Genomic DNA, 13,028 nt, shown 5'->3' on the forward strand with positions numbered 1-13,028 from the left:
TCACTCTATAATATAAGGCACAGAGCGCACACCCACATTCGCGACCGCTTGAGTGAGTGCCATTGCCTCTTTTGTATCCATCGCTTTCCCCTTTACCTTAGCACCATAAAGCGCACTAAGCATAGCTATATCTTTAGCTTGATTGCCACTTTTATTTTTAAGGGCATTTGCTACTTTCAACATAGAATCTTCTCCCAAAAATCCTACGAGTAGCATTTTCACATTCGCTTCTTCTAGACGCCTAGAAAGATTAGCGAATTCTTGCTGACAATAGGGGCAATTAGGGTCAGAGACGATATAAATTGTTTTACTACTCTGCTTCTTCGCCTTAAAGGAAAATACTTGCGCATTTTTATCGTTAAAGAGCTCCTTTAATTTAGTATTAATCTTTGCCTTTTCTTTCTCGTAGAGATCTTTATAGAATCCTTGTATATGCGACTCCGTATTCTTATCTTGGAAGAGAGATATATCAGGCTGGAACATCATTTTCCCATCATTGGTAACCAAAAATGGCACGTGCTGAGTGCTAATCTCTATCACTACCATACTTAGTCCGCTTCCTAAATCGCTATTAGAAATAATTTTACCTTCTATATTATTTGCCCTTAATGTCTGTTCAAGGGAATCCTTGTTTGCTTGGGCATACGCCAAATGACACATACTTATCAATACACTAACTAACGCTATTTTATGCTTCATATTGCTCCCTTGCTATTACAAAAATGTGCGTATTATAGCCATATTAAGTAATAATTCCATATTTTGCGCCCTTTTATGCTTTAAAAGTCATCACTTCCCTACCTCTGCGCTCATCTCATCATCTTTGCAGACAAAACGTACGCTCCCTCCGTCTTTAACCTCATCACGCAAAATTAAATCCGCCAATCTATCCTCCACCTCTTCATACAATGCCCTTTTAAGCGGACGCGCACCATACACACTATCAAAGCCCACTTTTGCGATATGCGCCTTTGCCTCCTCACTTAATGCAATGTGAATGCCTCGCTCTTTTGCCCTCTTAGCCAAAGCCGCAAACATAATATCCACAATTTTTGTAATTTCTTTTAAACGCAAAGGATTGAAAATCACCACATCATCAAGGCGATTAAGAAATTCCGGCTTAAAATACATTTTCAACGCCTCTTTGACGGCAATATCTCGCTGTGCCTTATCACTTATCTCCATAATCTTATCACTTGCGATATTGCTTGTCAAAATAATAATCGTATTACTAAAATCCACAACCACGCCCTTGCTATCGGTTAATCGCCCATCATCAAGCACTTGTAAGAGGATATTAAACACATCAGGGTGTGCCTTCTCAACTTCATCAAATAGCACGATACTATAAGGTTTGCGGCGAATAGCTTCAGTTAGCACTCCGCCCTCCTCATAGCCTACATATCCTGGAGGTGCACCCACAAGCCGACTCACCGCGTGTTTTTCCATATATTCGCTCATATCGATACGTACAAGCGACTTTGCATTATCAAACAAAAATTCGGCTAATGTCTTAGCACATTGTGTTTTCCCCACGCCTGTGGGTCCTAGAAACAAAAGGCTCCCAATAGGTCTGCCGCCCTCACTTAGCCCTGCCTTATTGCGTTTAATCGCACGTGCAATCGCCTTAATCGCCTCTTCCTGCCCTACTACGCTTTTTTCAAGCTCGGCTTCTATGCCTAAGATTCTATCTTTTTGACTTTGAAGCATTTTTTTTACCGGGATACCACTCCAACGACTCACCACACCGGCTATACTCTCTTGCGTAACAGCATTTTTAAGCAATGTGCCGTGATTTTGCATATCCTCCCATTGCTTTTGCAATGCCACTTCTTGTGCCTCTATATCAGGAATCTTCCCATAGTCAATCTCCGCTGCCTTATTATAATCCCCACTTCGCTTGGCAAGCTCGGATTCTCTTTTTAAGCTATCGAGCTGTGATTTAAGTGCAGCTATTTGGGTAAAAACCTGTTTTTCCTGTTCAAATCGCCCCTCTAAGCTCACCCTCTCCTCACGCAAATTCGCTAATTCCTTATCAATCTCCCCTACTCGCGCCTCATTAGCATTATTTTTCTCCATATTCAAGGCTTGTTTTTCCACTTCTAAATTCGCAATCTGCTTTTTAATCTTACTTAACTCTAATGGCTCGGATTCTATTTGCATTTTTAGCTCTGCAGCGGCTTCATCGATTAAGTCAATCGCCTTATCGGGCAAAAATCTATCTGCAATATAGCGAGTAGAAAGCTTGGCTGCTGCCACAAGCGCGGAATCTGCGATATTGACATTATGATGTGCCTCTAAATTAGGCTTAATCCCTCGCAAAATTTGCAATGCCTCATTAATGCTTGGCTCATTCACCATAATGGGCTGAAATCGCCTTGTAAGTGCGGCGTCCTTCTCAAAATATTTACGATATTCTTTTAATGTGGTCGCTCCTATCGTGTGTAGCTCACCCCTTGCAAGAGCGGGTTTAAGGATATTTGCAGCGTCCATACTGCCTTCACTCGCCCCTGCGCCGACAATAGTGTGAATCTCATCGATGAAAAGTATCACATTCCCTGCTTTTTTCACCTCCTCTACGACATTTTTAAGCCGCTCCTCAAACTCCCCACGATACTTCGCTCCGGCAATGAGCGCGCTCATATCAAGCGCGATAAGCTTTTTATTTTGCAAACTCACAGGCACACTCTTTGCCACAATCCTTTGTGCCAAACCTTCTACCACAGCAGTTTTTCCCACGCCGGGCTCACCGAGCAAAATAGGATTATTCTTGCTTTTGCGTATGAGAATCTGCATCATCGCATTAATCTCATCATCTCGCCCTATCACAGGATCTAGCGTGTTTTCTAACGCCTTTTGTGTGAGGTCAATTCCAAATTTGCTTAAGGATTCTAAATTATCATCGCCACTTTGAGAATCTATCTTTACCTCTCCACGTAAAGAAAGCAAGGTCTTTTTCAACTCATTTATATCCACAAAAGGCTTAAAAATACTTACAAACGCGCCATCTTTAATATTAGCAATCAAAAACATATCCGCAGCGATGTAACTATCGCCATTTTTGGTAGCTTCACCTTGCGCGAGATGTAGCGCGGCAGAGCATTCTTTGCTAAGGCTTAGATTCTCTTTTGTAACACTTGAACTTTTAGGCAATTTATCCACTTCGCTACGCGCCTGAAGCTCGATAGCCTCTTTAGCGATATTCATTTTGTTTAAAGCTTGATTCAAAATACTTTGATGATTAGCAAGAAATGCCCAATATACGTGTGCGGGGGTGATTTCTTGATTTTGAGAATGCAAGGCGAGAGAAGCTGCACTATCGAGGGTTTCTTTCATTTGATTAGTTAATTTTTCAAAAATGTTCATAGCAAACTCCTTTAAATTTTATATGAGTAGCATTATATAAGTTTAGTCATTTAATGTCAAATTTATTTATAAAATAACTGATAAGTTTAAATTTTATATCCGTTTTCCTCACCCAAAATCAGTATTTTGTGGCTTCAATACAAAGCCTAAATATTTTAAGTTACTATAAGATTCTACTAAAGAATGATGATGTATTACTTTATTGGAGAATGTTGCTTAAGCTACAGGCAAGGATGGTATTTGGGGAAAGTTACTCCGACTCAATCGTGTCAGGAGGTTTGCTTGTGATCTCATAGACGACACGATTTCTGCTGTTCATTAATTTTAGTCGCTTCGCTACCTTCATCAATGCCTATGAACTTTCGTCCCAACAAAAATGCTTCTTATAAAAACTCCCACTTCCACAAAAGCAATCCATTACTAAAGAATCCACATTAGAGGACATTTGAATGATTCTTACATTATTTTTTGTGTTGGGTAGATAGGATTTTGTGTATCTTTCAACTCCCAAATATTTTGAATCTTGTTGCCCCTAGAATCTTGTGCATAAACCTTTTTTTCTAGACACTCCATTTTTGCGTTATATCTAAATATATCAAAAAAAATGCAAGAGGGAGAAAGGCATCGGGTAAAGCCAAATAAACTTTTTGTTGTTTTATATCCTCTGTTTTATCTCCTTTTTTACCCTTTGCAAGTCGCTGCAGGTAAGAAGCGGGATAAGAGTTTGAATCTCGTCTATGCTTTTCTCCCACCATTGAAACGCAAGCAAAAGTGAAATCAGCTCCTCGTCAAATCGCTTCTTAATTTCTTTTGCAGGATTCCCTACCACAATGCTATAAGGTGCGACATTGCTGCCCACAACGCTATTTGCACCGATAATCGCACCATCGCCGATATGCACACCGGGTAAAATCGTAGCATTTTGCCCAATCCACACATCATTACCAATTATCGTATCGCCTTTAAGCGGCAGATTTTCGGGAGTTGGAGGCGGTGCATTCCAACCCTCAAAGATATTAAAAGGAAAGGTGCTTACCGCATTCATTTGATGATTTGCGCCATTCATCGCAAACTCCACACCCGCAGCAATTTGGCAAAATTTACCAATGATAAGTTTATCCCCATTAAATGCGTAATGGTGGCTGATATGCCGCTCAAAATCACTATCACTAATGTATGTAAAGTCGCCCACGATAACATTTGGATTCTTTATGATGGGCTTGACATAGCAAACATAATCCACACCCTTGATTGGAAAGGGATTATTTGGATTGGGCGAGATTCCATGTTTCATATTTGTCTCCTTATATTCAATTATAAAGCTGTCAAATCTTTTGCCACAAGCTCGGCTTGTTCTATGACTCTATCCACTGCAAGTTTTTGCATATCAGGCGGATAGCCATATTTTTGCAGCACCCTTTTAACTGCCACACGAAGCTTTGCTCGCACACTTTCTTTATGCTGCCAATCTAAGCTAACATTTTGCTTGAGAGTTTGAAAAATCGCTATGGCAAGTTCTTTTAGCTCATTTTTACTCATCACTTCTTTTGCACTTTCATTTTTGGCAATCGCTTCATAAAAGGCATATTCATAGTCTTTTAATCCCATTTCCTGCCTCTGCATATCACTCGCAACGAGTTCTTTGCCTAGGGCAATCAGCTCCTCTATGGCTTCTGCTACACTAAGGAGGTTGTTTTGATATTTTTGCATTGTCTTTTGCAGTCGCTCTATCAAGCTTTTTGCAGAAAGTGCAGAGCTAAGACGCGCACTTAGTTCATCATTTAAAAGCTTTTGCAAAGTATGCAAGGCAAGGTTTTTGTGTTTATGGGAGGCAAGCTCGCTTAAAAATTCCTCTGAAAGGATAGAGAGGTTTGGCTTTGCAATCCCTGCGCTATCTAAAAGTTTCACTACCCCCTCACTCACAATCGCGTCATTAATAATTTGCCTAATTGCGCTTTGTGGCACAAGAGATTTTTGCTCCTCCTCTCTTTCGTATTTTTGCAAAGTCCTTTTGATGAGGTCAAAAAACGCCACATCTTTTGCGATTTTCTCCGCTTCCTCGCAAGGCAGAGCCATTGCATAGGATTTTAAAAGCCTTGTTGTATTATCCAAAAATCGCTTTTTGCCATTTTCTTGGGCTAGGATACATTCTAAAACTTGGGCGATAAACTGAAGTTTTTCTTGTGCGTTAAGCGTAAAATACTGCAAATAATTGATTCCTTGCAGCATTTGCGCGGTAATTTCATAGTTTTCTTGCATTTTTTCTATGATTTTTGCTTTCTCTTGTATAAACGCGCCCTTGCCTCCGCTTTGAGTGTAAAATTCTAGTGCATTTTTTAGTTCATTGGCAATTCCTAAATAATCCACCACTAGCCCCGCCGGTTTGTCTTTATACACGCGATTTACCCTCGCTATGGCTTGCATAAGGTTATGTCCGCTTAGGAATTTATCCATATAAAGCGTATGTAGGGGTGGCACATCAAAGCCTGTGAGCCACATATCGCACACAATAACCATTTGTAGCTCATCATCAATGCTTTTAAGCCTTTTAGCGATTTCGCTTCTTTGCGCCTTGCTCGTGTGGTGTTTGCCTATCTTTTCTCCATCATCGCTCTTTGCGGTGATAATCACTTTGATTTTACCCTTTGTGGAATCCTCATTATGCCACAAGGGATTTAAATGCACGATTTGCTCATATAAAGACACTGCGATTTCTCGGCTCATACAAACAATCATCGCCTTGCCTTGCAAAATCTTCTGTCGCTGTGTAAAATGCTCTAAAATATCCTTTGCGATAGTTTGTAGCCTATCCTTTGCCCCGACAATTTCGCATAATCTTGTAGCTTTGGCGTTGATTTTCTCTTGCTCCTCACTTTTGCTTAGTTTAGAATCTAGCGCGCTTAAAATCTCTTCTCCCTCTGCGCTTAAAGCAATTTTAGCTAACCTGCTTTCATAATAAATTGGCAAAGTCGCCTTATCCTCTACCGCTCTTGCAATATCATAAATATCAATGTATTCTCCAAAAACGCGCCTTGTGTCCGTGTCTGCCTTTTCTATCGGCGTGCCACTAAAGCCTAGATAAGTGGCATTTGGTAGCGCGTCTCGCAAATATTTTGCATAGCCATAGCGGAGTTGCGCCTCCTCATCAAGTCGCACTTCAAAGCCATATTGGCTTCTGTGGGCTTCATCACATAGCACGAGGATATTTTCCCTCTTGCTTAAGCATTCAAAGCTTTCTTTTTCGCTTCTAAATTTTTGAATCGTGCTAAAGACAATGCCTCCACTTGCCCTTTTAAGCTTTGCTTTTAAGTCCTGTGTACTCGTTGCGAGTATCGGCTCTGTGCGTAAAAGCTCCTTTGCTCTAGCAAAAGTGCCAAAAAGCTGCTCGTCAAGGTCGTTTCTATCGGTGATGAGTAAAAGCGTGGGGTTGGCAAAGCTCGCAATCGCCTTTGCACTAAAAAACACCATTGTGAGACTTTTGCCACTCCCTTGCGTGTGCCAGAGCACCCCTCCTCTTTTGTCTCCATTCATTGCGCTTCTAGCGGATTCTATTGCCTTTTGCACCGCATAGTATTGATGATAGGCAGCGATTTTTTTGTTGATTTGTGTCGTGGATAAGCCTGCTTTATCATAAAAAGTCTCTTTTTCAAAGAGGATAAAAAAGCGCGTAAATTCCAAAAGATTGTGAGGCTTTAATACATCAGGTATTTGGGGCATTTGCGTATCGGTTTTATCCTCGTCTTTCCACACCATAAAGCGTGTGAAGTCCGTACTCAAGCTCCCCACCTTGCTATTTAGCCCATCGCTTACCATACATAGCGCATTGGAGATAAAAAGCATAGGAATCTGCGCCTTGTAAGTTTGAATCTGATGATAGGCGTTTTGCAAGGTAGCATTTGGATTTAGGGGATTTTTAAGCTCACACACCACTAAGGGTAAGCCATTGATAAAGAGCACAACATCAGGGCGTTTGGGCATTTTAGATTCAAAATGGAGTTGATTAGCACACAAAAAGTGATTGTTTTGCGGGTTTTCAAAATCTAGCACTTGCAAGAGAATGCCTCGCATTTCACCATCAAGTAGCACTTCAAGCGGGATACCCTGCGTAAGATAAGCGTGGCATTTCGCATTTGCTTCCAAAAGTTCCTCATTTTCAAGGGCTTTAAGTCTAGCCAATGCCTCGCTTATAAGCTGCTCTTGGATTTTATAACTTAGGTTAAGATTGCAAGGTTTGGAATCCGCAAAGTTAATCCTCCACACCGCCTCTTTAAATGCGCCCTCAAGTATCCACTCCTCGCTTTTGCGCTCTAATTCCTTGCCGCTTTTGTAGTCATATCCTGCGTTTTCTAAACTTTGCAGGAGTAGGGATTCTACCGCGTTTTCATCAAGCTTTTGAGGTTCTTGCATTGTTTGCCTTAGGATACCAAGTCAAAAGTTTAGCGATGAGCACTTCTTTCTTGGCGCTTTTTTGCGCTAAATAAACGGCTATTTTTAGCAAAAATGGCATTTTTTTGGGTGGCTCTATATAAGCCTTATCTTTATCTTTGAAAAAGTTATTCTCATCATTGATTGTAAAGCGCATACTCCCTCCTTAACACAAAATATATGTGATATTATAGAATCTTACACTTAGTATTTATTAAGGAGATTTGGTAAATGTAGAGTGAGAAAAACAGCAAATCTTGCTTAAGATAATAAGAGTAATTGAGATTTTTAAAGTGCTTAATGCAGCTTAAGCACTCTATTTTACCCTCCTAAGCAATCTCCAAACACCTAAGCTTAAAGCAAGGCTTATAAGCCCCAATATTCCCAAAGTGTAAGAAAAAGATTGCAGATAAATAGAGGGTGCATTTGCTATAATCAACGAGTTTTCAACCGCACTAAGATTTCCACTTGCGATGCTTTCAATAAGGGGAGTAGAATCTGCTTCATCTGTGATAAAATATGGCAATTTTGCAGTGATGAATACTACCATAAGAGCACCATAGAGGCTAACCCCCACAGCTTCTGAACCTAAACGCAAGCAGTTAAACACTCCAGCACCTAAGCCACTCTTAGAAGATTCCACACTGCTAAGAGCCAACCCATCAATTGCCCCTGCGTGCAATCCCATACCACAGCCGATAACAAAAAGTGCGACAAGTGTCATTACCTGCAAAACAATCCCGCTTAAAGTGTGCAAAATGATTAAAAGCGCAAAAATTCCTACGCTCATCATTAAAGACATTGTGAGGGCAAAAGTTTTAGAATCTATCCCTTTGTTTAGCATTTTACCTGCTAAAATAGGGCAAAATAACATAGGTGTAGTGAGAGCTAACATAAAAAGCCCAGAAAAAGAGGCAGATAACCCAAAGTTTATGGAGAGAAAAGTAGGAAAATAAGTGAGTAGCACCACAAAGCTAAATCCTGCGATAATCGTTACAAGGCTAAATCCAAAAAATGAAGCATTTTTAAGCACTTCAAAATCTAAAAGTGGTTGAGGAATGTTTGAGTTTGGAGCGAGGTTTTTAAAATGTAAGTTCCTTTGGTGCGTTCCAAAAGCTATCGCTACAATGAGACAAAAGGCTAAGATTCCAAGTGTTTGAGGATCTTGTAGGGCGTGGATTTGTGTAATAAAGAGCATAAAACTTGACATAAAGACGACAAAGAGAATCGCACCTATTTTATCAAATGCGAAGGCATTTTGCTCTTTTTGCATATCTTTTGGTAGCATAGGGGCAAGGAGCAAAACAGCCCCGAGAGTGAGAAAATGAAAGACAAAAATCGCCCTCCACATAAATAAATCAATAAGGAATCCGCTTATCGTAGGTCCCAAAGTAATGCCAAGCCCCGCAGTCGTGCCAAAAAATGCAAAGGCTTTTATGCGTTCTTTGTCCTCAAAAGTGCGGATTAAAATAGCACTGCCACACGCAAAGACACTTGCCCCACCAATACCCGCTAATGCCCTCCCAATATCAAGCCAAAGTAAGCTAGGAGCGAGGAAAGAGAGCATTGAGCCTAAAAGATAAGTTGCCACCCCTGCTATGAGGCAAGTTTTTGCCCCTAATCTATCGCTTATCGCACCCCAAATGAGCGTAAAACACGCAAAGAATAGATTAAAGCTATTGACTACCCATTGCAAGAGTGTAGATTCGCTCCCAAGACTTTCTGCGATATAAGGCAGGGCGATGGCTGTGCCTGAAATAGAGCTAGGCACGACAAATACAGCAAGTAGAATAGTAAAAAGAATAGGATTCATTGGGTCTCCTTGATTTTAGCCTTTTTAATGTAATAAATAATATTACAACTAGGAATAGAGGAAGTATAAAACAGTTTTGTTATAATGTCAAGTATTACAATACAATCTTGTGCTACAATACCACAAATTAATCAAAGGAATCTTATGCAAATCCCCTCACGCTTTAGTATTGCTATCCATATCTGTTTGTGTTTGGAGTTTTTTAATGAGGATTCAGAATTCAATGCAAATACTAACAAAACACATTGCAAAAAGATGACGAGTGAGGCTTTGGCAGATTCTGTGGGAGTGAATAGCGTGATTATCCGCAATATCCTTGCTCAACTTAAATCTGCAGGGTTAATAAATGTAGCAAGAGGCAGTGGCGGGAGTGTATTGAGTAAAAAACCACAAGGAATAAGCCTTTTAGATATTTTTAACGCAGTGCAGTCTATGGGTGGCAAAGAGACTAATGGCAAAAATCGGCTTTTTAAGTTTCACGCTAATCCTAATGAGCTCTGCCCTTTGGGTAAAAACATTCATCTTATTCTAGATTCATCTTTTGAAAAAGCACAAATTACTTTAGAATCTTATCTTTCAAAAGTAAAATTAAGCGATTTATTGAAAAAATTGCAAAACTTGCCATTGTGATAAGGTTTGTGGGAGTCTTGATGAAGCACTCTACGCATTTTTTCGTGTGAATTTTGTATATTTGCCCCTTTCAAGATAAAATAATAGTATAAATCCTAACACTTAGTGTTTGTCAAGGGGCAAATAAGATTTTAAAATCTCACAGCCCCACACTCTTTGCCGCATCGCTATTGGGTGCGTATCTATCCCCTATGATGACAATCTTGCTTAATTCCTTATTGATTTCTTTTAGTTCGTTAAGGCTAAAGTGCAATAAACTTGCGTTAAGATTCTCCTCTAGCCTATGAATCTTGGTTGTCTCTGGGATTGGCACAACAAAGCTTTTGTTTGAAAGAATCCACGCTAAGGCGACTTGCGCGACACTTGCGGGTTTGCCATTAATGCTTTTGCTCTGTGCTACCTTTTTAATAAACTCAACCACGCTTTGGTTGGTCTCCAACGCCTCTTTGGAGAAGCGCGGCATTGTGGAGCGAAAATCAAGCGTTTTATGAAAAGTCGTGTTTTTATTAAAGCTTCCACCTAAAAATCCTCTATCAAGCGGAGAATAAGCAACAATGGCGATTCCTAACTTCTCGCAAGTGTCCATTATGCCATTTTGCTCTAAGTCGCGGAATGCCATAGAGTATTGACTCTGCATTGCCACAGGGGCAAAGACTTTGTGTGCTTTCTGTATTGTTTTAATCCCTGCTTCGCCTAACGCCCACGCCTTGATTTTACCCATTTTGACTAAATCTTTCATCGTCCCTGCCACTTCCTCAATGGGCGTGTCAATATCCACTCTATGCTGGGTGTAGAGGTCAATGCAATCTCTTTGCAATCGTTTCAAGCTCCCATCAACTGCGCGCATAATAGACTTGCGGCTAGAATCTAGCTGTTGTTTGCCAAAGGGATAGTAAAAGCCAAATTTGGTATTAATAATAATTTTGTCTTTATAGCCTTTCAAAGCCTCGCCCAAAAGCTCCTCATTGGTGTGTGGTCCATACACTTCAGCGGTATCAAAGAATGTATATCCCAAATCCACCGCTTTATGCAGCAACTTTATCATTTCTTTTTTATCCCTTGCAGGTCCGTGATTTGCGCTCATTCCCATACAACCTAAGCCGATTGCAGAGACTTTGAAATTTCCAATTTTTCTTTGTGGAATTTGTGCCATTTTTACCTCCTTTGTAGTTTTTACTCCATTTGCAACCGCGCTAGAGCTAAGAAATGCCATTGTCGCAAATGCTGCGCTTGTCTTTAAAAATGTGCGTCTTGAATGCAAAGCCGTGCGCTGTGGTGTGAAATGTTCTTGCATTTTTATCCTTTTTGTATTGCATTTTAAAATATTTTGTAATTATAAAGCCTGACACTTAGTGTTTGTCAAGGGGTTAAAGTAAAATGAATCCATTTTTGCAATCTTATTTGTAAGGTTTTTAAGCCCATTGCACAATCCATACATATTCTTTTATGTATTTCTCACCCTCCTTTGCATTGCTTTAAAGCGAGCTAAAGGTAGCACTGTATTCAATGAGATTTGTGATGAAAATTTACAAAAATAATCGTTTCTTTGACAAAAAAACAAGACTTCATTATAAGATTCCCTAAGCCAACCTTACTCTACAAGAATCTACACAATCTCATCTCTTTTTATTATTTTTTATAAGCATTTAATTTCATCTCGCTAAACTCTACCACGCTTTTTATGCTTCCTTTCTCTAGGGCTTTTATAAAAGATTCCATAAAATCAAAGGCAATTTTGTTGTTTGGATAAGTGGGGAGATAAATAAATTCTTGAGAAACCTTTGTCCAGCCTGATTTATTATTCCAATTATACTTTTGCAGAATTTTTTGCAAAAGTGAAGTCAAATACAAATAGCAACTAGAATTTAACTCCTTTTCTGTAAATTTTAAAGCGTAAGCGTCTTGCAAAATCGTAAATTCATAAGGTTGATAAAACGCAGGAGCATCGCCATTTGCTGCAACAGAAATAACATTTTTTAAAATTTCTGCATTTTGTCGTGGCACATAACAGCTTATGCCTTGATTATCGCTTGTGCAAGTTATAGCTGGTAAATCACATTTTGAGGTTGGTTCTTTTGGCAAATCTCTTTTTGCATAAGAACACTTAGGCTTAATCATCTCAAACAACTCTCCGATTCTAAATTCCTGCCATTTGATGTTTATAAAATTTTCAAGCGGCAAAGAGGATTCTACTCCCCCCCCCCCCCCCCCGACAAGGTGGAATCTCCAAGCTTTGCAAAGGTTTGCAAAGCTTGGTTTTCTTCTCTTGTGAGATTTATATCTTTCAATCCAGCAACTAAAAGGTAAGCCTCAAGTTCTTGAATATAGGATTCCATAAAATCAAAGGCAATTTTGTTGTTTTGAGTTGGTAAGCAAATCACGCTTTCATTAAAAGTTTTTTCAAAATCCCGCACCAAAACACCTTGAAAAGTCTTTTGAAATTTATTTAACCAAGTGATGAAAAAATGAGCAATTTTGCTATTAAATGTATCAAATTTGGGATAAATGGTTTTTGTAAATTGCCCTGCGTAAAAATCTTTTTCCATATAAAAAAATTGCATTCCAAGCATTCCCACCGCTATACTATTACCTTTTATTTTATGTTCCTCATCTAAATACTCCACATACCCTGCTATGCCATTATTTAAGCAAGTCCTTGTAAAGTAAGGGTAAGGAGCATTTTCTGCGAATATAAAACTATCTTTGTTTAATTGAGGATTTGACTTTACCTCAAACAACTCTCCGATTCTAAACTCCCTCCATTCGCCCCCGTTTTGCTTGAATGTCGCTTCAA

The 13,028-nt window shown here is 39.6% G+C and carries 9 protein-coding genes and 1 pseudogene; 1 reads left to right on the forward strand and 9 read right to left on the reverse strand.

Annotated features, from left to right (window positions below):
- From V3I05_RS01395 to V3I05_RS01425, 6 genes are all read right to left on the reverse strand, one after another.
- Positions 1–699 (reverse strand): thioredoxin fold domain-containing protein, encoded by a 699-nt coding sequence (locus tag V3I05_RS01395; protein ID WP_343353772.1) that lies wholly within the window; start codon positions 697–699, stop codon positions 1–3.
- 90 nt (positions 700–789) lie between these two features.
- Positions 790–3,366, reverse strand: coding sequence for an ATP-dependent Clp protease ATP-binding subunit (locus V3I05_RS01400; protein ID WP_343353774.1), 2,577 nt, complete (start codon positions 3,364–3,366; stop codon positions 790–792).
- A gap of 655 nt (positions 3,367–4,021) precedes the next feature.
- Complete coding sequence (locus V3I05_RS01410) at positions 4,022–4,660, reverse strand: CatB-related O-acetyltransferase (RefSeq protein WP_343353775.1); 639 nt, start codon at positions 4,658–4,660, stop codon at positions 4,022–4,024.
- 20 nt (positions 4,661–4,680) lie between these two features.
- Positions 4,681–7,773, reverse strand: coding sequence for a type I restriction endonuclease subunit R (locus V3I05_RS01415; protein ID WP_343353776.1), 3,093 nt, complete (start codon positions 7,771–7,773; stop codon positions 4,681–4,683).
- On the reverse strand, positions 7,751–7,948 hold the full coding sequence (locus tag V3I05_RS01420) for a hypothetical protein (RefSeq protein ID WP_343353777.1): 198 nt from the start codon (positions 7,946–7,948) through the stop codon (positions 7,751–7,753). The genes V3I05_RS01415 and V3I05_RS01420 overlap by 23 nt, the downstream gene beginning before the upstream one ends.
- Before the next feature lie 159 nt (positions 7,949–8,107).
- Entirely contained in the window at positions 8,108–9,604 is a 1,497-nt protein-coding gene (locus tag V3I05_RS01425) for an MFS transporter (RefSeq protein ID WP_343353778.1), read from the reverse strand.
- A 144-nt stretch (positions 9,605–9,748) separates the two neighbouring features.
- Between V3I05_RS01425 and V3I05_RS01430 the strand changes: the two genes are divergently transcribed.
- Positions 9,749–10,234 (forward strand): Rrf2 family transcriptional regulator, encoded by a 486-nt coding sequence (locus tag V3I05_RS01430; RefSeq protein WP_300599451.1) that lies wholly within the window; start codon positions 9,749–9,751, stop codon positions 10,232–10,234.
- 139 nt (positions 10,235–10,373) lie between these two features.
- On the opposite strand, the gene V3I05_RS01435 is transcribed toward V3I05_RS01430, so the two are convergent.
- From V3I05_RS01435 to V3I05_RS01445, 3 genes and pseudogenes are all read right to left on the reverse strand, one after another.
- Complete coding sequence (locus V3I05_RS01435) at positions 10,374–11,378, reverse strand: aldo/keto reductase (RefSeq protein WP_343354237.1); 1,005 nt, start codon at positions 11,376–11,378, stop codon at positions 10,374–10,376.
- 485 nt (positions 11,379–11,863) lie between these two features.
- Positions 11,864–12,415, reverse strand: coding sequence for a restriction endonuclease subunit S (locus V3I05_RS01440; RefSeq protein ID WP_343353779.1), 552 nt, complete (start codon positions 12,413–12,415; stop codon positions 11,864–11,866).
- Positions 12,416–12,423: 8 nt separating this feature from the next.
- Positions 12,424–12,987: pseudogene (locus V3I05_RS01445) on the reverse strand (restriction endonuclease subunit S); the annotation flags it as partial.
- Positions 12,988–13,028: the final 41 nt, after the last annotated feature.

The sequence above is a fragment of the Helicobacter mastomyrinus genome (genome assembly GCF_039555295.1).
GTDB classification, from domain to species: Bacteria; Campylobacterota; Campylobacteria; order Campylobacterales; family Helicobacteraceae; genus Helicobacter_C; species Helicobacter_C mastomyrinus.

Bases quoted from the DNA above. Each gene is read 5' to 3' on its own strand.
- V3I05_RS01395 (WP_343353772.1), bottom strand. From the start codon at position 699: ATGAAGCATAAAATAGCGTTAGTTAGTGTATTGATAAGTATGTGTCAT.
- V3I05_RS01400 (WP_343353774.1), bottom strand. From the start codon at position 3,366: ATGAACATTTTTGAAAAATTAACTAATCAAATGAAAGAAACCCTCGAT.
- V3I05_RS01420 (WP_343353777.1), bottom strand. From the start codon at position 7,948: ATGCGCTTTACAATCAATGATGAGAATAACTTTTTCAAAGATAAAGAT.
- V3I05_RS01425 (WP_343353778.1), bottom strand. From the start codon at position 9,604: ATGAATCCTATTCTTTTTACTATTCTACTTGCTGTATTTGTCGTGCCT.
- V3I05_RS01410 (WP_343353775.1), bottom strand. From the start codon at position 4,660: ATGAAACATGGAATCTCGCCCAATCCAAATAATCCCTTTCCAATCAAG.
- V3I05_RS01430 (WP_300599451.1), top strand. From the start codon at position 9,749: ATGCAAATCCCCTCACGCTTTAGTATTGCTATCCATATCTGTTTGTGT.
- V3I05_RS01415 (WP_343353776.1), bottom strand. From the start codon at position 7,773: ATGCAAGAACCTCAAAAGCTTGATGAAAACGCGGTAGAATCCCTACTC.